Below are 21,146 nucleotides of genomic sequence, written 5' to 3' on the forward strand. Positions count from 1 at the left end.
CCACTGAACGCCTATCTTTTACCAAGAATTTACGAATACAGTCATAATTCTTTTTACTCTTCTCAATCTATTTCATATGATCGGTGTCATTGTTTGTTATTTATGCAGACAGATTTCATACCAGTAATTGGCTGGCGACTCAGACTTAACTAATCACAGTCAATGATAGTCGCCGCCTTACTGCCGGTCGCACCTTAAAAAAGGACAGGAAGTTATGCAATATAAAGCGCCCCTACGTGATATCCAATTCGTGATGCATGAGTTACTTGACAGCGAAAGTCACTATAAAACCTTGCCGGCGTTCCAAGAATCGGATCGTGAGTTGATGGACAGCCTGTTTGAGATGGCGGCAAGCTTTGCTGAAAATGAGCTGTCACCATTGAACCAAAGCGGTGATGCTGAAGGCTGTAAATTTGACAACGGCACTGTTACCACGCCAAAAGGTTTTAAAGAAGCGTATAAAGCCTATTGTGAGCTTGGCTTCCCAGCTTTATCTGCTGAAGAAGAATTCGGTGGTCAAAACATGCCGTTCTCATTATCAACCGTCATCAATGAGATGGTTGGTACCGCGAACTGGTCATTCTCTATGTACCCTGGCCTATCGCATGGCGCTATCCAAACCATCGAGCACCATGGTACGGATGAGCAAAAACAAACCTACCTAGAAAAAATGGTCACCGGTGAATGGTCAGGTACCATGTGCTTAACTGAAGCACATGCAGGTTCTGATTTGGGTATTATCCGCACCAAAGCCGTACCTAACGATGATGGCAGTTATAGCATTACCGGTCAGAAGATCTTTATCTCAGCCGGTGAGCATGATTTAACGGACAACATTATCCATATCTGTTTGGCTCGCCTACCAGGCGCACCAGCTGGCACCAAAGGCATCTCGTTGTTTATCGTTCCTAAGATATTGGTCAACGAAGACAACAGCCTAGGCGAAAAGAATAGCGTCGTTTGTGGTTCTATCGAGCACAAAATGGGTATCAAAGCCTCAGCGACTTGTGTAATGAATTTCGATGGCGCCAAAGGTTACCTAATTGGCCCAGAAAACCGTGGTCTACAGTGCATGTTTACCTTTATGAACGTGGCCCGTATTGGTACAGCAGTTCAAGGCTTAACAGCAGCAGAGTATGCGTTCCAAGGCTCGCTAACTTATGCCAAAGACCGTCTAGCGATGCGCTCACTATCAGGTGCTAAAGCGCCAGAAAAAGTCGCTGACCCTATCATTGTGCATCCAGCCGTTCGTAACATGCTATTGACCGAAAAAGCCTTTGCAGAAGGCGGTCGTGCCTTGGTTTATTACCTCTCACATTTTGCCGATACCGTGGCAAAAGGCGAAGGCGATAACCTGAAGTTTGCTGATCAAATGCTGTCATTATTGACGCCGATTGCTAAAGCATTCTTGACTGAGACTGGTCTAGAAGCAGCCAACCATGGCGTGCAGGTTTATGGTGGTCATGGCTTTATCAGCGAATGGGGCATGGAGCAAAACGTCCGTGATACGCGTATTGCTTGCTTATACGAAGGTACCACTGAAATCCAAGCGCTCGACCTACTAGGTCGTAAAGTATTGGGTTCACAAGGTAAACTGCTTGCCAACTTTATCAAAATTATCCAAACATTCTGCGAAGAAAATAAAGAAAACGACGCGATGGGTCAGTTTATCCGCCCACTTGCCAAGCATCTTAAAGAATGGAGCGATTTGACTGCCCGTATCGGCATGCAAGCGACTGAAAACCCTGATGCGGTTGGCGGCGCGGCTGTTGATTACTTATACTTCAGCGGTTATGTGACCCTAGCTTACTTATGGGCTCGTATGGCATTAGTTGCACAAACTGAAATCGCTAATGGTAGCAGCGAGCAAGCATTCTACGATGCCAAAGTAAAAACCGCACAATTCTACTTTGCGAAGTTATTGCCACGTACCACCACGCACGTACAGCGCATCAGCACTGGTGTTGAGCCGTACATGACGATGGACGTTGATCAATTTGCCTTTTAATGAAAACGGCTAGTAATTAACACGGCTAGTTTTTGCGGAAATTGACGACGCTGTAATTAATAATGCTTGTATGAGTAATAGATAGATTAAAGCTATTTTTATTGCTTAGGTGTTATACAATAAAGCGGCGTTGATGTAGATGTTAATATGTAGGTCCTATCGGCAACATACTTAGGTGTGTTGCCGATTTTCTTAGCTAATCTACCAAACTGATTTTTTGACTAAAAATTGACGCAGACAAAACAGCGACTCTGCCCATTAAACTATTTTTGGTGTACGCACAATTCACGAAGAAAACCCCCTCTCGATACGCTAATTTGCTAAACTTTAGCTATCTATGCTTATGTGCCACCCAAAAGAACAACGCGATATTTTCCACCCACTTACTTTTATTCATTTGAACCAAAGGAATGTTTATGGCTGTTTATAATGCCCCTCTTAAAGACATGCGCTTTATTTTAACTGACGTTTTTAAAGCCCATGAATTTTGGCAAAATAACGAAAACCTTGCTCATGTTGACATGGAAACCGTCGATATGATTTTGGAAGAAATGGCAAAGCTGTCAAAAAACGTGTTATTGCCTATCAACCGTAGCGGTGATGAAGAAGGCGCAACCTTTGAAGGTAATGGCATTGTGACCACCCCGACTGGTTTTAAAGAGGCTTATAAGCAGTATGCAGAATCAGGTTGGGTTGGCTTAAGCGGTAACTCTGAATACGGTGGTCAAGGTTTTCCAAAAATGGTCACCATGCTGACTGAAGAGATGGTCTTCACGGCCAACCAGTCATTTGCCCTCTATCCAAACCTAACTGTTGGCGCGACACTTTGCCTAAATGCGGCAGCGTCTGAAGAGCAAAAGCAAACTTACTTAGAGAAAATGTACAACGGTGAATGGGCTGGCACTATGTGCTTGACCGAGCCGCATGCTGGTACTGACTTGGGTATCATCAAAACCAAAGCCGTTCCTAACGATGACGGTAGCTATGATATCTCTGGTACCAAAATCTTTATCACCGGCGGTGAGCATGACCTAACCGAAAACATCATTCATTTGGTATTGGCAAAAACCCCGAATGCGCCAGAAGGCTCAAAAGGCATCTCGTTATTTGTTGTGCCAAAATTCTTGGTTAATGAAGATGGTAGCTTAGGTGAGCGCAACACTTTAGCAGTTGGCTCTATTGAGCACAAAATGGGCATCAAAGCCTCTGCAACTTGTGTGATGAACTTTGATAACGCCAAAGGTTGGATGGTGGGTGCAGAAAACACCGGTCTGTCTTCAATGTTCATTATGATGAACTATGAGCGTGTCACCATGGGTTTACAGGGCCTAGGTGGTTCTGAGCTTGCTTATCAAAACGCTGCTTTATACGCTAATGACCGTGGTCAAGGCCGTAGCGACACGCAAATTCAAAGCCCAGAAAAACCAGCCGATGCCATCATTCATCATGCCGATGTACGTCGCATGCTGTTAAATGCTAAAGCCAATACTGAAGCGTCACGTTGTTTTGCAATGTACGTTGCCAAAAACCTAGATCAAGAGAAATTTAGTACCGATCCTGAAGCCGCTCAAGCAGCAGCAGCACGCGTTGCCCTGCTAACGCCAGTTGCCAAAGCTTTCTTGACCGACAAAGCATTAGAAGCGACCATTGATTGCCAGCAAGTATTTGGCGGTCATGGCTATATCCGCGAATGGGGTATGGAGCAAATCGTTCGTGATACTCGTATCGCGCAGATTTATGAAGGCACCAACGGTATTCAAGCGCTTGACCTACTAGGTCGTAAAGTGGCGAAAAATAATGGCAAATACGTCACTCATTTCTTAGGTGAGATTCGTGATTTTGTCAATAATATGCAAGCGGATCATGGTATCAAGCAAGCGACGCTAAATGCTGCTGATACCATCGAAGAGCTAACCACTACTGTGTTAAACAACATCGGTGAGCGCAAGAGCGAAATCAACGGCTGTGCGGTTGACTACATGCATGCCTTTGGTTATCTTGCCTACTCGTATATGTTTGCCTTAATGGTCGAAGCCGCTAACGGTAAAGAAGGTGATTTCTATACCAATAAAGCCAAGCTTGCCGATTATTTCGTTGGTCGTATCTTGCCACGTATCGATGCTCATGCACAGATGGTTAAAGCCGGTAGCGATCCAATGATGAACTTTGATCTAAATTACTTTGATGTACCTGCTAGCTAATTTTTTACTTTTATAATAAAGTAAGCCTACCGCACTATGATAAAAGGGACAGTCACGCTACTGTCCTTTTTTACATCTAACATATTGTTTTTAAAAGCAATTATATAAACCTTTGCATATTTGGTAGCCGTTTTGGTAGCCATTAGCTTTATTTTTTGGCTATTGGTAGTTAAAACCTTAACATTACTTAACAGGCTAAACCTTAAAAACAGTCGTTTAAGTTTCAACATTCCTCAACATGCCAGCAAGTGAAAACAAGCTCATAGGCTCTAACTTAGCTTAGCTAACTTTGTACCATATCGAGGTTAAAACGCTGTAGCGGCTAAATTAGGCGGTATAGATAACGTATTAAGGCTCATATCATTGGTTGATAACTCAATACTCACTTGCCTGCCTCGTTACTTGTCTTGAAACTATCCAGCATGAGCAAAATCTACCCCGTGCGCGTACTGTTCCATTAACTGCCTCGATACCTGTGCAGAAACTAGCCTTTCATGGGTTTGTTTTCGATAAGCAGCTAAACACAATATTTAGGCAATAAAAAACCCGCTCTAAATGGCAAGTTTTTTAGTTAGGGTCAGTTAATAAACTAATTCATGTTGTGTGATTGGCACTATTTTGATTGGTACAGCATGCAACCATGGCATACCGCCACTACAATAAAAGCAGCCGTTTTTAAATTCCACGATGTAAGCTGTAAAGTCATTACCGCTGAGGTAAGACATCGTTTCTTGATCACTCTCATCACCAACAGCACACCATATATTTTTATAACCATTTCTTAGCATGGCGTGCGCTAATTCACTTCCTGTCAAATTGTTATCCACTATACATTTTTCATCTCCTAGTGGTGAATTTGTAAAGCTCTTATAACGATATCAAATATACAATAGTCTGTATATCCATAATTTTATATGTTGGAAGAGCATCTGCTTTACCTGTCAGATAAGTTGCTTTTTAATGTTTGATCGGTAAGTAAGGAAGTAAACAGACAGCCGTAACCTTTGATGGATAAGGCTGCTCGCTTTCTGTCTTTGAAATAGACCGCATTTCATACCGCACTTTGCAAAAGTCACTTGCTGTCATTTGTGAGTTTGGTCGGCACTGTAGGAAGTAAACACTAGACGTAAGTAATTGATAAGTAAATAATTACCCATGGTCTGATTTGCTCAATACCATTACCAGTACCAACAATCGGTTTTTATTCTGCCTGATTGCTGTTGATGTACTCGTTAATTATTCAAACTTAGAGCTTAATAGCTTGCCGTTATCGTCAAATTCACACATTCCAGTATGCTTTGATTCCGCATTAAGCTGATTCTTTGCGTAAAACTGCAACCATAATTCGTGATTAACTTCTTTTTTGTATTTTAAATCACTGTAAATTATATCCATCGAGCGCGGATTGCTTAGCTTGTTCTGTATATCGATTTGGCAATCGGTTAGTAATTCAGCCTCAGACCTGCCACCTAAGTTTGGTATGCCGCTTTGAGTGGCGACTGGCTTGGTTTCCGTATCGTTTGAACTGCAAGCGGTTAGTAACGCTGTCATGGCTAATGCTGTAAGTATCTTTTTCATATTATTCCTAAATGATTATTGTGAGTATCAAATCGTGCTCGGTGCGCTGTAAAGGCATCGAACTATTGACCTGCAGCCCAAGTGATTTCGGGCTTTCTTGTCTGCTCGCTTATTCTTTTAACAAGCCTTTTAACAACGTCTGTCTGTCGCTACTGGTCAAAAACATGGGGTGACTTGTCGCGAAACTAATCACGCGCGCGTACTGTTCCATTAACTGCCTCGATACCTGTCCATAAACTAGCCTTTCATGGGGTCATTTTCGATACATGGTTTTACCTGCCTCGTTACCTGTCCTAAAAGTCCCTTTGGCTGCTCACGATACTTGTTAAGAAACTATTCATCATGGGCAAAATATGCCCCGTGCGCGTACTGTTCCATAAACCACCCCTAACGTGTCCAACAATCCATTTTTAACCCTGCTTACGATGTCCGAAAACTAACCCTTTTTATGGACTCAAGAAACTACCCTCCACGATGTCCAAAAACCTGCCCAAGTCCTTTTTAAAACAGTCCGAAAAACTACCCCTTTAAGGACTCCGAAAACTCCTTTTTTATATTGCTCAAAAACCCCTGTAATTGGTGCTTGCCTCGCGTGCGCGCGCGATACTTATAAAGAAACTAGCTAACTCCTTATGTTGCATAGCTTTGCATTAATGGCAGTCATGAGCTGTTGAGCGTCAAAAATGTCATGTTTTGTCATATTCTGGCATTGATTAATTCACGTTTGAATATAGGGTTTTGACAGGTTGGCGGTGGGCTAAAATCTCAGGTTTTAACCTTGAGGTTTTCTTGGGGTAGTGAGTGCTGCCAATAACAACATTTCACAACATGCACGGCGGTGCAAATTGATTTTGAATGTAAGGTTTTATCAGGTTTTGAATATTGGGTTTTGCTGGGTTCTAACGTGTCCGAAAACTACCCTTTTGCATGAGATAGGCTCAAAACTAGGCGCATCTAAAACCTAGGGGTAACCTCAGGTTTTTGAGCGTTATAAAAAGGCTTGGTTTGTCCAATGAATGCCACTTATTCAGTTTTAAACCTTAACATTTATTAACATGCTGGCATGTCGTCAAACTGGTTTGAATGTAAACAAATGACAACATGCGGCGCGGTGTCTGTTTGCTGAAAACCTTAGGGTTTCCTTAGGGTATCTTTACATTATAAAAAGACGCTCACGCCTCAATTAATCATTAAATTATTGCTATTGCCTCCAACTTTGCACTGTCAAAACTGACATAACCCCCAAACAGGCACAAAAAAGGACGCTATTTATTAATAACGCCCAGATGTTGCACTGCCAAAACTGACGAAACTATATAAACGCTTTGAGGTTTGGATTGATAAAGTAACGCTCTGTCGGTCTGCCACCTTGCCCCGTGCTTTCCACCTGCTTATAGTTGAGCCAGTCATATTCTATCAGCACATCAAGCGCGGTCTGTATGGCATCGTCATCATTTAACCCTTTCCAGTTCCTACGCTTAAGACTTCGAGCCGTAAAGCCATGACTAACCCAGTTGGTTTTGTCGGTTTTGTCACCTCCTTTTTTAACCATCTCTAATATTTTATTTGATAGTAAAGACGCTTTGAGGTGTGAATTATCAGTAATGCAGCTATACACTCTAAGCATGTGAGTTTCTAACATATCGCCCCATGCGATCGCCGCTTGTAGTGCCTCAAGGCTAACGCCTCCTAACCGTCTGCCTATCTCTACACAGTCCACCAGATGAAAGATGAGGGCTAACGCTGGGATAAGTCTGCCATACTTAAGCAAGTGCTGGGTTATTACGTCATGTTCTGCCTCATCAGCTTTGTTCTGTAGATTGTTATACCACTCCATAAACACAGGATAGGCATTACTATCAAAACGAAAATAAGGGCGCTTATAATATTCGTTCGGCTCATGTGCCCCGTAACTGATTAAACTATCGGTGTAAAGGTTGTCCATTGACTCAAACAAAGCATAAGCGGCGTTACGGCTGTCCTTATCGACTGCTATGTCGTTCTCCTTTGCCCGTGCTATTGGGTCTGGGTAAACCATCATTTGAAAGCGTTGCATGAGTCCATCATTGCCTAACCCGCGCATGGTCTTTTCTAAATACATTTCGAGCTTATCAGGCTGCAAGCCACCAATGACAGACAAACAATGATTTTCAATGAATAGCGAGCCGCGCCCTATTCTATCCACCATTGCGCTGCCTGTACCATTAAAGCCCTCTAAATAAAACGCGCGCTTTTCTTGTTCGCCCTCCTTATCAAGACTGGCTAAAAAGCCTGACAGCTCATCTCTAAACTGTAGTACGCCGTTATTGTTCTCGTTCTCAATTTCGCCTAGTTTCTCCATAGTAATATCGCCTACCATGTGACGGCGTGGAATAGGCACGTTATTATCTTGAGCCTTACTTTCTGCTATCGCCGCCGCCTTTTTGTGCAAGTCCTCACTGGTTATAGGCTTGTCCGTTTCATCGGTCTGGGTAGCGAGCTGCTTAGCCATTTTCTTGAGTGCGTCATCGTCTGCCTTTGCTTTGCTATCATTGATGAGCTTTTGCGTTTCATGTTCTTGTTTAGCGAGTTCATGAGCTGCCCTTGCTTGGCTCGCAAGGTTATCAATGGGTTTCATAGCGGCGGCTATTGATGGGCTTTTCTTACTTGAGGGCTGCCCAATAACTGCACCCCACAGATTTGGCACTATGTCCCAGTCATCAAGGCGTTTAGGCATGATAGCCACCTTTGTGCCTACAACACTACCCAATGCCACAAGCAAAGGCACTGCTACAAATTCTAGCGATACGTTGAGCCGTTCGGCGCTGTTCATTGCATAGTTGTAAAGCGGCTCTGGTAGCATGTTTTTGGTTATGCTGGTCACGGGCGGCAAGGTGTGATTGATTGGCTTTGGTTTTGCCCAGTCTGCTAGTTGTAAATCTATTATCTGGGTATCATAAAAAGATAAGATTTCAGCATAACTTTTGCCACATTCAAGATGAGTGATTACGCCCAATGGTGCAATAACTACTTTGACGTTGCACCCTGCAAACTGTTTCTTAATCTTGTCCTTGTGCTCAATGCTTGGGAATATCGTTACTTGGGTATCGTGTGCAAAGTGCTTTACCGTATCAAGGAATAGATGAGGCGTTGGACTCACTGCTACTATGATTTTCTCATGTGCAAAATGCTTAGCGAGCGTTACACCATCTTGATAATTATCAACTATGACAAGCTCATAATCGTTTTGAGGTGTGCCAAGAAATAACGCGCATGATTGGCTTGTGTCAGTGACAAACGGCAAGCCGCTATCATTTGGCGTAAAGCAAACAATACTTATTGCCTCTATAACTCTATTATGTAATATTACTCCTACTGTGCCTGTAGTTTGTTGTCTCACCCCTCCGTGTTCGCCTGTGGTCGGTGCGATATCATGTTGAATGTCTAACAAACTATTGGGTTCTAACAAGTGATAAATATCTGTTAGCAGCTTGTCACCTTGTAATGTTTGCTCCGTTGCTGGGCTGTGGTCGCCCAAAACAGTGGTTACGCCCGTGTTAGTCGCATGGGCTTTTTGCTGTGTAGTGGTCATCTTTTACCCCTTGCTTGCGTTTGTTTCGGCTGGCGTGTGGCTCGATACTTCTTGTAGTAGCTTTTGCGCTTGGCATACTTGCGGCTTTGTTTAGGTTGTGGGCAGTGCCTCATTGTTCGCCCTCCTTGTCGCTGTCGTCTTGAGCCTGTGCGCGCTTGGCTGCCTGCATGATTTGATAATAGCGGCTGCCTTGCTTGTCCTTTCTTTTCTGCTCCTTGCCCTGCTTTGATTTTGCAAAGGCAAGTTGAGCGTCCATAAAGGTTTTAGGTTTATCGCTGCTCATAAGTTACCCCTTGCGCTTTGGCGTGCTGGCATGATGGTATAAGTAACAATGAAAATAAAATTGTCATTAGCAGCATGTAAACGATAAAGGCGCGGTTAATATACTTGCGTTGCTGAGGCTGTCTGTTTGCCTTGTCACGGGCTTTTAGATTGGTTTTGTTATCTTTGCTCATCTCTTACCCCCTCAACGTTAAACGCTATTTCTGCTATGCGTGTGGATAGCTCTTTGAGTGAGTCCACTTGCCTACTACCTGTCGGTAACTCACGCCGTAAAGCTAGTAATTGATTTTCTATTTCTACTATCTCTATCAGGCTATTAATGGCGCTCACATTGGCGTGTAAGGTAATGATTAACTGGTCGATAAAGTCATCAGTTATCATCAAAAAACCTCTATCGTTTAACCTGTCTATGACTTCGTTTACTAGGTCGTCATTACTCATAGTCATTCACCTTGATTTCAGGTAGTAAGATAAGCCCACTCAACATCTCGCTAACGATACTTGCCAGCTCACTATTAGCAAAAAGGGCTGCTCTAACTGCGACTATTACGCCTTTGCTTGCGTCATCATCGGTATTGATAGCATTAAGTGCCATTGCTAGGCTCTCAGCATCGTTTGATAGGTCTTGTATGCGGTCATCAATGACAGACAAGTAATAACTATCAATTGGCACTATGCGCGGTTCTAATACGTCATTAGACTGGGGCATGTGCTGCTCCTTTGCTGTCGTTGCTGTGGTTGTGCTCAATCTCTAACAAGGCTGCCTCATCGAGCCAATACAGGCTAAAACGCTTGTCATTGTGCGTTACCATTTCGCTTTGAATGACTAGCCCCGATTTTCTAAGCTCATGTATGCGCTGGGCAAGTGAGGTAATGCGATAAAGCCTGTAAGCGTCCCAAGTGGTTATTGATGAGCCTGTCATTAAGTGCGCTCTTACTGTGTCGATTTGGGTCTTTGGTGCTTGCTCGTTATTAACGGGCGCGGTTGCTGTAGTGGTCATCGGTTATACCTCACTGTTTGCGTGTTGGCTGTCGATAAATGCCAGAATGTCGCTGTTCTTGAATAGCAAAATGCCATTGACGTTTGACGGCTTGATAAACTTTTCAGCTTGCCACCAACGGCGCAAAGTAAGCGGACTTACACCAATTAAGGCGGCGGCTTGCTTAATACGCATTTGCCCGTCTGGGTGGATTGCTGGGGCTTGTGGGTTGTTTGTCGCTTGGGTCATGCTGTAACTCCTATTGTCTGCCATTGATTGGCGTGGTCTGGAGTTTGCATATTAGCTTTTGATAGGAGGGTGCTATAAGAGCGTGTGACGGTCATGCGCCCCTGTTTTTGACAAGCAATAAAAAAGCCCTGCATTTGCTGCAAGGCTCTTATATTTTGCTCATGTTGTTACTGGTTCTGCTTATAGCTTTTGTTTAATATCAAGCCTGTTATAAACCCCTCGGCGCGTGCTAAGTGCTGGGCTGCTTGATATGAGCTGACTTGCTTGTCACTGTCTTTGCCGTACTTAAGCGGCGTTAAGTAATACTTGGCTATACTACTGGCGCTCATGCGTTCAACATATTTCAATAGTAAGATTTTGCCCTCTAAGGGTTTATGCTCACATAAAATAGTGATAAGCCCCTCAACTTTTAACGCCTCATCATCGGTTATAAACATGGTAGTACGCGCTTTTCTTTTCTCTACTACATGCCCACGCATTAACATAGCCATTGGACTGGTATAACCTAACCCTGTACCGTCTGCCAATACCCAATGCCCCCACGATGCTAAAAGGTTCTGCACCTCTAAATCTAAGCTGTAAGCCACGCTATCACCTCGTTAATTTGACGTTATGAGGTGTAGTAGTATGTGCAACTGTTAGCGCGTAGGTAAGGGCGTGTGACGGTCATGCGCCGTGCTTATTCACTGCTCATCGACTATCTTTTCGTTGTTTACTATTTTTATCCATTTGCTAATAAACTTTTCGCCTACAGGCATGCCCATCTCTTTTGATAGCTTTTGAATTTTGGTGTTCGTTGTTCCTTGATGGGCTGTAATATCATAATCAGCTTTATAAAATAAGACGTTCAATAGACGCGCTACGGCTGCCTGTGAGTTTGGCTGTAGCTCCTTGTTACTATCTAATTTCTTTCTCAATAAATCATTATCGGCGTGGGCTTGTTTTAACTGCTTTTCAAGTTCGGCTATTTTGGCTTGCGACTCATCGCCTTTAGTAGATGCTGTTACTTGCTGTCTTGATTGCTCATCAACTTGGACAGCGTCCTTTTTTACTAGGTGTAATTTAGAATTGATTGTCTTTGCTATTAATTGGCTTTTGGACTCTACTAACTCATCTGTGCTTATTAGTCTTAACTCATCGTTCCAGATTATAAAATGATGAAAAAACCGCGCTATTAGTTCAGGAACTTGGTTAATTGGTAAAAGCTCATTATTTATATTAAGTTGGCTTGAAACAAAATCGTTGAGCATTTCAATAACAACATCTTTTTCAGCTTGATAAAGCTTATAAATCGAACTATTAACATCTAATTCATTAGTGAATTCATGTGCACCAAACTTTTGAAGTAACTCAAGTTTGTTTAATTCATCATCAATAAAATATATATCACTCAAGCTGCACCCCAGTTCCCTAGGTAAGTCCCTAGTGATAGTAGAGCAAGGTGCAATATCTCTAATATCTTGGAATAGTTCCGTCATTACCTCTTTTGCATTATCAATAAGGCTTATTTCTCCACAGCCAGTATCAATATAATACGCTTGAACTTGCTCAATAAAATTATGGTGCTCAAGATAGTTTGTAGCATAAAACACTGTATTTTTAGATAAGCAGCAAATTACTTCTAGTACCTCGCTCAAGGCAATATATTTATCATAGTCGCCCTCTAAACTTGCAATAATAAAGCTCATGTTTACACCCTACACCCTTAAAAAAATAGGAGTGAGGCGCTGACAGCATAAGGGTGTAAATCGCTGTCGTTCGGTTCATGACTACCTAGCCTCACAAGTGGTATGACAGCCCTTGAGCCGTCAAAACTGGTTTAAAACTGTCTAATATGGGGGTTTTGTCAGTTATGGCAGTGCTGTTTTAGGCTTGTTGTTCTTTTTTATTCTTAAAATCAGCATGAATAACATTATCAAACTTGCCAGCCTTGATATTGTCTAGGTAGTTCGCCCAGTCGTTCATCATGTGAGTTCTATTATCCGAAAAATCAAAACGGCTATATGCTTTGCCGTACTTGTTAAGCATTGCATGACCTAACTGTATTTCGGTTATCAGCTCATCATAGCCCAGTCGTTCCATCAGCATAGTTTTTGCGCTTGCTCTAAAACCGTGGGGGCTGTGAATGTCTTTGTAGCCTTTGCCGTTATTCATAACTGGACTGTTCAGTAGCTTGTTAATTTCTTGGACATGATGATACTGGGCTTTTTTACGTCTAGAGTTATAGAATACATAATCATAATCGCCCGTTAATGGCTTTATTTTCTCTAATATGGCTATGGCTTGAGGTGCTAGTGGTATCACTACACTGTCCACCATATCACCCCGTCCCTGCCCTTTCTGTGGCTCTAATATCCATTGCTTGGCGTTTAGGTCAATGTCTGCCCATCTCATAGCGCAAACATCACCAATGCGAACAAACGTAAGTGCTAGTAGCTGTAATATACTTTTGTTATAAAGTTGGCTTGTATCGTCTAACTGGTCAATATCTTTTAGCAGTTCGGCAAACTCTTTAGGCTGTGTTAATGATGGGCGGTGCTTTACTTTATGCTTAATGAGCGTTCCGCCTAAGTCGCTGGCTGGATTGTACTCAATGACCATATGAGCTTTGGCAATTTGTAGAATGCTCTTTAATATGGTTTTTACCGTTAAGCCTTTGTACGGGTGTTTTTTCTGTATGTCCTTAATAAACTTAATAACAATGCTAGGGCTAATGTCCGTAACTTTCATATGTCCTAACTTTTGCTGAATAACCTTAATAATTATTTTATTGCTCTTGATAGTCGATTGCGATAAGCTCTTGCTGTTTTGTATTTCCAGCCATTCATTAATAAAGTAATTTAAAGTATTTTGACGGTCTGTTATGTCTTTTTGCTTTAAGCTGTCCCTATGCTCTATTGGGTCTATATCTTTAGCTAACAGTTGCATATTGTCGCTGTGGTATTGACGGGCTTCGGCAAGGCTTAACGCTGGATATTGTCCTAACGTCATATAGGGACGTTTGCCAGTGACAGGGTGTGTATAACGGTGTCTAAAGTCGGCTGTAACGTCTTGGCTATCTTTTTGTGGTCTAATACGTATCTCTAAGCCTTTGTAGCCAGCTATAGGGTAGCTAATCGTTTTAGCTGTCTTGATAGTGTCTTTGATTGCTTTCTTGATTTGCGTGTCGGTTGTTAAGTCTATTTTAGCCATCGTTTTATTACCTGTGTTTTGGTAGCCACTTTGGTAGCCATTTGGTAGCCGTTTTCACATTAGTTCTAACGTTATCACAAATGACATATTAGCACCAAAGCCATGCAGAATAAAGGCTTTATAGTTATCAGATTATATCAGGCATTATCAAAAAACACACTCACGCTACTGTCCCTTTTTTTGCCAAAAATATCGTCGCAGTAAGCAAAATAATCAAAGCAATAATCAAAGCAATAATCGAACCAATAATCGAAACTACTACTTACACAACAATCGACAGCATGAGCGGCACAATAACTGCTAACAAAATAATTAACCGCCCACGTGTCGTTATGATTAAAATAACGCAACGCCAAACGCATTGCGCTTAATAAGAATATTCCTGATACCTATAAAGCAATGCCTATAAAGCAACATCTGAAAATCAATACACTCTAAATTTATACCCTGCAAATTAACAAGCGGTCAATTCATAGGGACATATATCGCAACAGTGATAATTCCGACAAGCATTAGAAGAAAAGGTTTCAAATAAAATATATCGTTGCACAGACTGAATAATAACAATGATTGAAATAACCACCATAAGGGATGCGATGTGTCAGAGATAAAACACATTTTACAACAGATTACTGCCTTAAGTGATGTGCCAGATCCTGCGGTACTCAAGCGCTTAATCGATGAGCTACGAGTGAGTGATAAAGAGCCGGCTTTAGCCAATCAGAATATTCAAGAGTTGATTGAAGTCATACGTCAACATCCAGAATATGGCGACGGGCTATCAAGTTTTGTCTTAAAGCTTATTATTGAATATCGTCAAATTGCTTTATATACCGATACTGGCATCATGTCAGATCAGGGATTTTTTAATAGTCTGCGCCGCCTTGTCGGTCATCGTTTCTTACCACTGTTGCCACAAGAAGACTCCGTCGTAGAGCTGGTTGGTTATTTATTCGATAGACGCTCTGATGAGCGCTGGCTTGCCCATATCGACAAGGACAAATGGGATGAGCTGGTCGGGCTACTCAAAGTCAATGAGCAGCATTTAAACTTAGTCGCGACGGCAAAAAACAGCATCTTAAACGCGATTATCATTTTATCTTATCGTATCAGCGGCATTGGCTTGCATCCAGATTTGATGGAATTTTATCCGCAAATGCTGAATTATTCAGCGTCATTTGTGGCACAAAATCAAGAAGCGGTCTTGTATGTCAATCAGTACCGCGAAGCGCATGAGCTTGACACCCTAACTGATATCATTCCTGAAAAAGCCGTGGATCCAGCGCCGCTATTGGTCATGATTGAGCAATGCGAAGATATCGTTGCCACCATACGTAAGCGCATTTATAAAACCGGTATCTCTATCCGCCTAACCAATATGATGCTCCGTCTGGATCAAAGCTTGCAGCGCATGCGCATCTTAACTGAGCTGGTAGCAGACAATTATGATAAGCGCGATCAAGCCATCATTGAGCTGATTCAAGCACTGATTACCACCGCCAGCCGCCGCTATAGTATTGGCTATCTGATTGATAACAATACCAAGCTGCTGTCGCGTAAAGTCACCGAAAACGCCAGTCGCGTCGGTGAGCATTATATTAGTACCGATAAATCCGGTTATCAGAAGATGTTTAAAAAGGCCTCTATCGGTGGCTTTATCATTGCTTTTATGGCGACCACCAAGATATTGGCGTACCATCTGGCGCTTGCACCGATGGGACGCGCCTTTATCAATAGCATGATTTATGGTTTGGGTTTTGTTTTTATTCATATCGTCCATGGTACGGTCGCGACCAAGCAGCCCGCTATGACGGCAGCAGCAATCGCCTCTACCATATCGGATGGTTCTGGCAAAAAATCGCACCAGTTAAATAAGTTATCAGAATTGGTGGTCGATATTTTACGTACCCAGTTTGTCGCGATTATGGGTAACGTTATGGTAGCAATACCCGTTGCCCTGATTATCTCTTTTGCGTGGTTACATTATACCGGCGCACCGATGATCAATACCGATAAGGCTGCGCACTTATTGCATGATCTTGACCCGTTTCACTCTTTGGCGCTACCCCATGCGGCTATCGCTGGCGTGTATTTATTCTTATCCGGTCTTATCGCTGGCTACTATGATAATCTGGCGGTTTATAACCAAATCGGCGCCCGTATTCAGCGCCATCGGCTACTGCAATACTTATTACCGAAAGCTTGGTTACAGCGTTTAGGCGGCTTTATCGAAGCCAACCTCGGCGCTATTATGGGTAACTTCTTATTTGGGGTATTCTTAGGCAGTACGGCAACCATCGGCTTCTTATTTGGCTTACCGATTGATATTCGCCATATTGCCTTTGCCTCAGCGAATCTAGCACATGGACTATTTAATATATCCGCCAACCAATGGGATTGGCAGATTGTATTTATCTCCATCTTGGGCGTTGCCCTTATCGGTATGGTCAACTTAATGGTAAGCTTTTCGCTGGCCTTATTTGTGGCACTACGCTCTAAAGAAGTCAAATTTATGGAGTGGAGCCGTTTAACCAAGCAGCTCTTTAGTCACCTGCTCACCCATCCTTCTGACTTTATCTGGCCGCGCGATAAGCCTATGAAATACGCTCGAATTGACAGTCAAGGACATATGATTTTTGATGATACCAGCGCCCATAAAGGCGGGCAGCCCATCCATAACAATTATGTTGTGCGCCGTTTGTCTGATGTCAAAATTTTGCCTAAATCTAAGCAAAAAAGCATGCAAAATGAGCAGGCTGTCACCGATATAGATTACGATAATAATATATCAAATGGTGACCTTGACGCAGCGATTACAAGTCGTGAAGCTCACAGCACCACCAATCATATCAGCACTAAAAAAACCATTGACCTCGATGATGGACTGCTAGATGCAGAGCTTAATAGCGTTCCTTATAGCAATGATATTCAATACGATAAAGCGCACAATGCCTTGAATGAAGAGCATCAGGCAAGCACTCAGCATACCAACGATGATAGCAATCCTGAAAGTAAAGCTGCGGGCGATGCCAAAACGCCACTGCCTAAACCAAAAAAACCACCAAACCTACCCAGTTAATGGGACGGTTTTGGTGGTTTTATACTTGGTTAACTGAGTATGGCAATTTTCATTTACCATAACGCCCGTTATGGGAATATGCTGAGTGCGCTATACAAGCTTTAAAATATCGGCTGATTGTCTTGCTTAATAAGACTTATAAATATATAACATAGCCACTATGCCCTATTCAATCTTGATACCAATCTTTCATATAATTAATAGCCACCGTATTTATAGCCTGCCAGTCAGCTAAATGTTTTTTTGAAAACTGAACTCTTACATAGTTATTATACTCAGGATTCATATACTCCATTTGGCATATTCTATCTTGGTCTTCATTAACTGTAGGCATACAGCGAATCATAACAGGTGATTTTAGATCGATATTTCCTATGTAGTATATATCATAGGTATCGCCTGACCCGATGTATGCTTCTAATCCATAAGCATCTTTATCAAAATCTCTATTTTCCTCTTGCTTGATAGTATCTATCCTAGTAGATATATCAGCACCTTCGATTTTTGAATTTTTAGCTGCCCAATAGAACCCTATAATATTATTATCATAGTCAAAGACATTTGGGTCTTTATCATTATTATTAAGGCCTCGACCACTTGGCCAAAAGAAATAACTATGACCCATATCCGTCTCGAAACTTGCGTAACTCCCTGTGTCAGGCCTAACAATATGGTTTAATGGAATAGTGTAGTTGTCGCCATCTATATCTACTTTAATTTGAGCATTAGGGTCATGTACATTTGGCTTAGCACAACTTACTAATATCAATAAACTTCCCAATAATAAAAATATGGTCTTCATTATATTGTCCTTAAGGGAAGTAGAAATTTCATGCGTTAACATTATAGTTTTTTCAAATATGGTTCGGTGCGCTATACAGGCATCGAACTGCTGACCGTATAACCAAAGATGAATGGAGAAAAACTAATGCCTAGTATAGAAAAAAAACTGACCCAAGCAGAGATTTTTTGCCAAAATTATGAGCCAGAACTTGCTATAAGTATCTTAAATGAAGTAATTTCTGATATTAATTCAACAGATATTGAAATAGCGGAGGCTTTAAATTTAAAAGCAATAACGGTAGATCTTGCTCCATATCTTTCAGAAGATCAACAAAACTACTCTGCATTAATTTATTTCCAAAAGGCTTTAAGATACGATCCTCACAATATCTATATCCTATTCAACATACTTAGTTCATTTTCTTGTATAGATATGATGCAAGACTATACTCAAAAAAACAAAAGTGCTTTTATAAACGCTTATGACGTCTTAAAAAATGACTTATATGATACTTTAAACGAAGAATTGAAGAATGATTTGCGTAAATTTTCTTCAAAATATAATAAATTTCGAGAGGAATAATTCTAGGATATACCCCAGTGGAACCACCTAATATCTCCTATTAATCCAGTTAATAGACCACTCAAAACAGACTGCTTATCTAGCCTGGTATATCAAGGTATTCATAGCCTTAGTTATAAACTCGGGCACTGCTCGCTTGAGGTTATTACATGACCGTCACTGAGACGATAAGCCAATAGATGATTGCCCCAAACACAGCCACCATCAAGCGCACGCGCATACGGCAAATCAACCTCAGCTTTAAGCGCTGCCCAATGACCAAACAAAATCTTGCGCGTGCGCGGTACTTGCCATTCAAACCAAGGTAAAAATCCTTTTGGCATCGGCTCTTCTAACCCTGCTGCAAAACTAAATTCAAGCGTGCCATCTTGTTTGCATAGACGCATACGCGTGAAATAATTGGTAATTGCGCGCATTTTGGTAAAACCATTAATGCCCGCATGCCACTCATCGGCTGTTTTGCTATATAGATTTGGCAATAAACGATCCAGCTGTTTTAAACTGCCTTGTAGCTGCGCCTCTAACTGCTGCGCATAGTTTGCTGCCGCTTCAATCGTCCAATGCGGTGGAATGCCAGCATGTACCAATACCGTCTGTTCATCAGGAAAAGCCAATATTGGCTGATGACGTAGCCATTCAAGCAATTCATCACAATCATCGGCAGCAAAAATAGCTGCCGTCTTGTCTTTTTTCTTAATCGACGTCGTACCGCGCCAAACCGCAATTAAATTGATATCGTGATTGCCCAATACCGTTGCCGCAGCCCCTTGTTCACATAGCGCTTTCACATGACGTAAGGTACTTAACGAGTCTTCACCGCGCGCCACCAAGTCACCTGCAAACCATAGCTTGTCTTGCGCAGGGTCAAAATCCAAGGTTTCCAGTAATTGCAGGTATGCCGCATAGCAACCTTGCAAGTCACCGATAACATACTGATGGCGAAAACTCATAAACCCTCTATACTTTTATGTGATGTTTATCATGCGAAAACTTTTGATGATAAAGCAGCAGTAGATTCATTTAAACCTCTATTTTGCGTGCCTGATTGCTCAGATTGACAAAATCTTTCACACTTAAGACTTCAGGGCGCGCTTGCGGGTCGATGGCGCAAGCCGCAAAGTCTTCTTCGCTTAGCGTTGGGAGTAATGTAGATTTCTTAAAAATAGCGCGTAGCGTCTTACGGCGATGGTTAAAGGTTTCGCGCACCACAATCGCAAAGTACGCTTCGTCTTCTGCCACGATTGGTTTGTTGATATGTGGCGTCAGGCGAAAAACGGCACTGGTGACTTTGGGCGGCGGATTAAATGCGCCGCGCGGTACGGTCAGTAGATAGTCGGTATCACAATGATATTGCATGATGACCGATAGACGACCATAGGTTTTGCTGCCGACATCGGCAGTGATACGCTCGACCACTTCTTTTTGCAGCATAAAATGCATGTCTTGAATCACATCGGCATAACTGAGCAAATGAAAGAGTATCGGCGTAGAAATATTATAAGGTAGATTGCCGACTACGCGGAGCTTACCGCGCTCAGGGCTATACAGTTCACGATAATCGACATGCATGGCATTGTCTTTGATAATCGTAAAGTTCGGATGGCTATTGGCACCGATACGAATACGTAAACTATCTGCCAAATCGCGATCCAGCTCTACCACGGTCATCGCATCGACTTCTGCCAATAGCGGCTCAGTCAGTGCGCCCATGCCCGGTCCAATTTCGATTAAATTATCATCACGCTCTAGGCGAATGCTGTCAACGATTTGGCGGATGACACTGCCATCGTGTAAGAAGTTTTGACCAAAACGCTTACGCGGTTGGTGTTTGGCAGCGCGTAGGCTGTTAGAAATAGATTGAGCATCAAACGTAGTTTTGGACATAAAAAGGTCTTAATCGATAAAAGATAAATGGGCTATAGCGCTATGGCAGCAATATGCTGATTATATATCAATGAATTATAACACAGCTCATAAATGCACTGTCTTTTTGAGATATTTTATTAGCAAACTACCCATACCTTAGTACAACCGACACAGTGCCTTATTTTTGTTCTAAAATCATTTATTATAACAACGATTATGAGAATGAACATGGTACCCTAGTGAGGACTTGAATCTTTGGCTGTGGGCTAATAGTATTAACGGTTTCAAATTTCTAAAATGGTTGCAGTGTATTTGGTGGTGTACAAAACATTAGATTATCAAGCTTAAGATTAGCTATCACCAATAATCCTGCTCTGCTTTATTAAGCCATTCGTCAAAGTTTTCAAAAATCATATGAAAGGGTAAGTCACTAAGGTCAATTACAAATATTTTTGGATCACCTAAGCGATCATCTCCATCAAAGTATGCTAGCCAGTCCCCGTTTTGAGCAAAAGGCACCAAGTTAAGCCTTTCAATTTTATGGTTTCTCAATCTATATGATAACTTACCACCATCTGTTTCAGAATCTACAAACCACCATTGAAAGTATTCATCGGACTGTACCGTTTTAGTGCAGTTTGCTAATTGTAGATAACGAGCAGGATAGATGAATCCATCAGGCAGTATATTTATTGGATAGGGCTTAAAGCTTTTTTGTTTGATCATTACTTTATTACCTCTGGATCATGTTGATCGATGCGCTATACAGGCATC

At 42.0% G+C, this 21,146-nt stretch carries 19 protein-coding genes; 4 read left to right on the forward strand and 15 right to left on the reverse strand.

Annotation, left to right across the window (positions count from 1 at the left end; genetic code table 11):
• Positions 1 to 214: 214 nt before the first annotated feature.
• Both B3Q63_RS01270 and B3Q63_RS01275 read left to right on the forward strand, forming a co-directional pair.
• The gene (locus tag B3Q63_RS01270; RefSeq protein ID WP_296172867.1) at positions 215 to 2,008 is read left to right on the forward strand and encodes an acyl-CoA dehydrogenase C-terminal domain-containing protein; all 1,794 of its coding nucleotides are present in this window, start codon (positions 215 to 217) and stop codon (positions 2,006 to 2,008) included.
• Positions 2,009 to 2,424: 416 nt separating this feature from the next.
• Positions 2,425 to 4,209, forward strand: a complete 1,785-nt coding sequence (locus B3Q63_RS01275) for an acyl-CoA dehydrogenase C-terminal domain-containing protein (RefSeq protein ID WP_296172871.1) — start codon at positions 2,425 to 2,427, stop codon at positions 4,207 to 4,209.
• Between the two features lie 581 nt (positions 4,210 to 4,790).
• Here the strand turns inward: B3Q63_RS01275 and B3Q63_RS01280 are convergent.
• The 11 genes from B3Q63_RS01280 to B3Q63_RS01330 form a co-directional block, all read right to left on the reverse strand.
• Entirely contained in the window at positions 4,791 to 5,024 is a 234-nt protein-coding gene (locus B3Q63_RS01280) for a hypothetical protein (RefSeq protein WP_290189095.1), read from the reverse strand.
• A 421-nt stretch (positions 5,025 to 5,445) separates the two neighbouring features.
• Positions 5,446 to 5,787 carry a hypothetical protein gene (locus B3Q63_RS01285; RefSeq protein WP_290189096.1) on the reverse strand — a complete coding sequence of 114 codons (342 nt, stop codon included), beginning with the start codon at positions 5,785 to 5,787 and terminating at the stop codon, positions 5,446 to 5,448.
• A 1,312-nt stretch (positions 5,788 to 7,099) separates the two neighbouring features.
• Positions 7,100 to 9,358, reverse strand: a complete 2,259-nt coding sequence (locus B3Q63_RS01290) for a YfjI family protein (RefSeq protein WP_296172878.1) — start codon at positions 9,356 to 9,358, stop codon at positions 7,100 to 7,102.
• A gap of 109 nt (positions 9,359 to 9,467) precedes the next feature.
• The gene (locus B3Q63_RS01295; protein ID WP_296172881.1) at positions 9,468 to 9,641 is read right to left on the reverse strand and encodes a hypothetical protein; all 174 of its coding nucleotides are present in this window, start codon (positions 9,639 to 9,641) and stop codon (positions 9,468 to 9,470) included.
• A 158-nt stretch (positions 9,642 to 9,799) separates the two neighbouring features.
• Complete coding sequence (locus B3Q63_RS01300; RefSeq protein WP_296172882.1) at positions 9,800 to 10,081, reverse strand: hypothetical protein; 282 nt, start codon at positions 10,079 to 10,081, stop codon at positions 9,800 to 9,802.
• Positions 10,074 to 10,349: a hypothetical protein gene (locus tag B3Q63_RS01305; RefSeq protein WP_296172885.1), complete on the reverse strand. Its 276-nt coding sequence runs from the start codon at positions 10,347 to 10,349 to the stop codon at positions 10,074 to 10,076. Before B3Q63_RS01305 ends, B3Q63_RS01300 begins: the two co-directional genes overlap by 8 nt.
• A complete protein-coding gene (locus tag B3Q63_RS01310) occupies positions 10,336 to 10,641 on the reverse strand; it encodes a helix-turn-helix domain-containing protein (protein ID WP_296172887.1) in 306 nt (101 codons plus the stop codon). The genes B3Q63_RS01305 and B3Q63_RS01310 overlap by 14 nt, the downstream gene beginning before the upstream one ends.
• Before the next feature lie 3 nt (positions 10,642 to 10,644).
• Positions 10,645 to 10,869, reverse strand: coding sequence for a helix-turn-helix transcriptional regulator (locus B3Q63_RS01315; RefSeq protein WP_296172888.1), 225 nt, complete (start codon positions 10,867 to 10,869; stop codon positions 10,645 to 10,647).
• Positions 10,870 to 11,036: 167 nt separating this feature from the next.
• A complete protein-coding gene (locus tag B3Q63_RS01320) occupies positions 11,037 to 11,456 on the reverse strand; it encodes an antiterminator Q family protein (protein WP_296172889.1) in 420 nt (139 codons plus the stop codon).
• Between the two features lie 96 nt (positions 11,457 to 11,552).
• Entirely contained in the window at positions 11,553 to 12,557 is a 1,005-nt protein-coding gene (locus B3Q63_RS01325; protein WP_296172890.1) for a hypothetical protein, read from the reverse strand.
• 178 nt (positions 12,558 to 12,735) lie between these two features.
• Positions 12,736 to 14,061, reverse strand: coding sequence for a tyrosine-type recombinase/integrase (locus B3Q63_RS01330; RefSeq protein ID WP_296172891.1), 1,326 nt, complete (start codon positions 14,059 to 14,061; stop codon positions 12,736 to 12,738).
• A gap of 598 nt (positions 14,062 to 14,659) precedes the next feature.
• On the opposite strand from B3Q63_RS01330, the gene B3Q63_RS01335 reads away from it, so the two are divergent.
• On the forward strand, positions 14,660 to 17,140 hold the full coding sequence (locus tag B3Q63_RS01335) for a site-specific recombinase (protein WP_201629088.1): 2,481 nt from the start codon (positions 14,660 to 14,662) through the stop codon (positions 17,138 to 17,140).
• Between the two features lie 169 nt (positions 17,141 to 17,309).
• Here the strand turns inward: B3Q63_RS01335 and B3Q63_RS01340 are convergent, their stop codons facing one another.
• Positions 17,310 to 17,942, reverse strand: a complete 633-nt coding sequence (locus B3Q63_RS01340) for a hypothetical protein (protein ID WP_201629087.1) — start codon at positions 17,940 to 17,942, stop codon at positions 17,310 to 17,312.
• A 126-nt stretch (positions 17,943 to 18,068) separates the two neighbouring features.
• Here B3Q63_RS01340 and B3Q63_RS01345 point away from each other — a divergent pair, with 126 nt between their 5' ends.
• Positions 18,069 to 18,506: a hypothetical protein gene (locus B3Q63_RS01345; RefSeq protein WP_296172894.1), complete on the forward strand. Its 438-nt coding sequence runs from the start codon at positions 18,069 to 18,071 to the stop codon at positions 18,504 to 18,506.
• A gap of 113 nt (positions 18,507 to 18,619) precedes the next feature.
• Here B3Q63_RS01345 and B3Q63_RS01350 read toward each other — a convergent pair whose 3' ends face one another.
• The 3 genes from B3Q63_RS01350 to B3Q63_RS01360 all read right to left on the reverse strand — a co-directional run bounded on the left by B3Q63_RS01350 (position 18,620) and on the right by B3Q63_RS01360 (position 21,098).
• Positions 18,620 to 19,456, reverse strand: a complete 837-nt coding sequence (locus B3Q63_RS01350) for a symmetrical bis(5'-nucleosyl)-tetraphosphatase (protein WP_296172897.1) — start codon at positions 19,454 to 19,456, stop codon at positions 18,620 to 18,622.
• Between the two features lie 70 nt (positions 19,457 to 19,526).
• A complete protein-coding gene (rsmA, locus tag B3Q63_RS01355; protein WP_201619315.1) occupies positions 19,527 to 20,390 on the reverse strand; it encodes a 16S rRNA (adenine(1518)-N(6)/adenine(1519)-N(6))-dimethyltransferase RsmA in 864 nt (287 codons plus the stop codon).
• Between the two features lie 339 nt (positions 20,391 to 20,729).
• Positions 20,730 to 21,098: a hypothetical protein gene (locus B3Q63_RS01360; RefSeq protein WP_068408624.1), complete on the reverse strand. Its 369-nt coding sequence runs from the start codon at positions 21,096 to 21,098 to the stop codon at positions 20,730 to 20,732.
• Between the last annotated feature and the right edge of the window lie 48 nt (positions 21,099 to 21,146).

Source organism: Psychrobacter sp. UBA2769, assembly GCF_002352555.1.
Lineage (GTDB): Bacteria > Pseudomonadota > Gammaproteobacteria > Pseudomonadales > Moraxellaceae > Psychrobacter > Psychrobacter maritimus.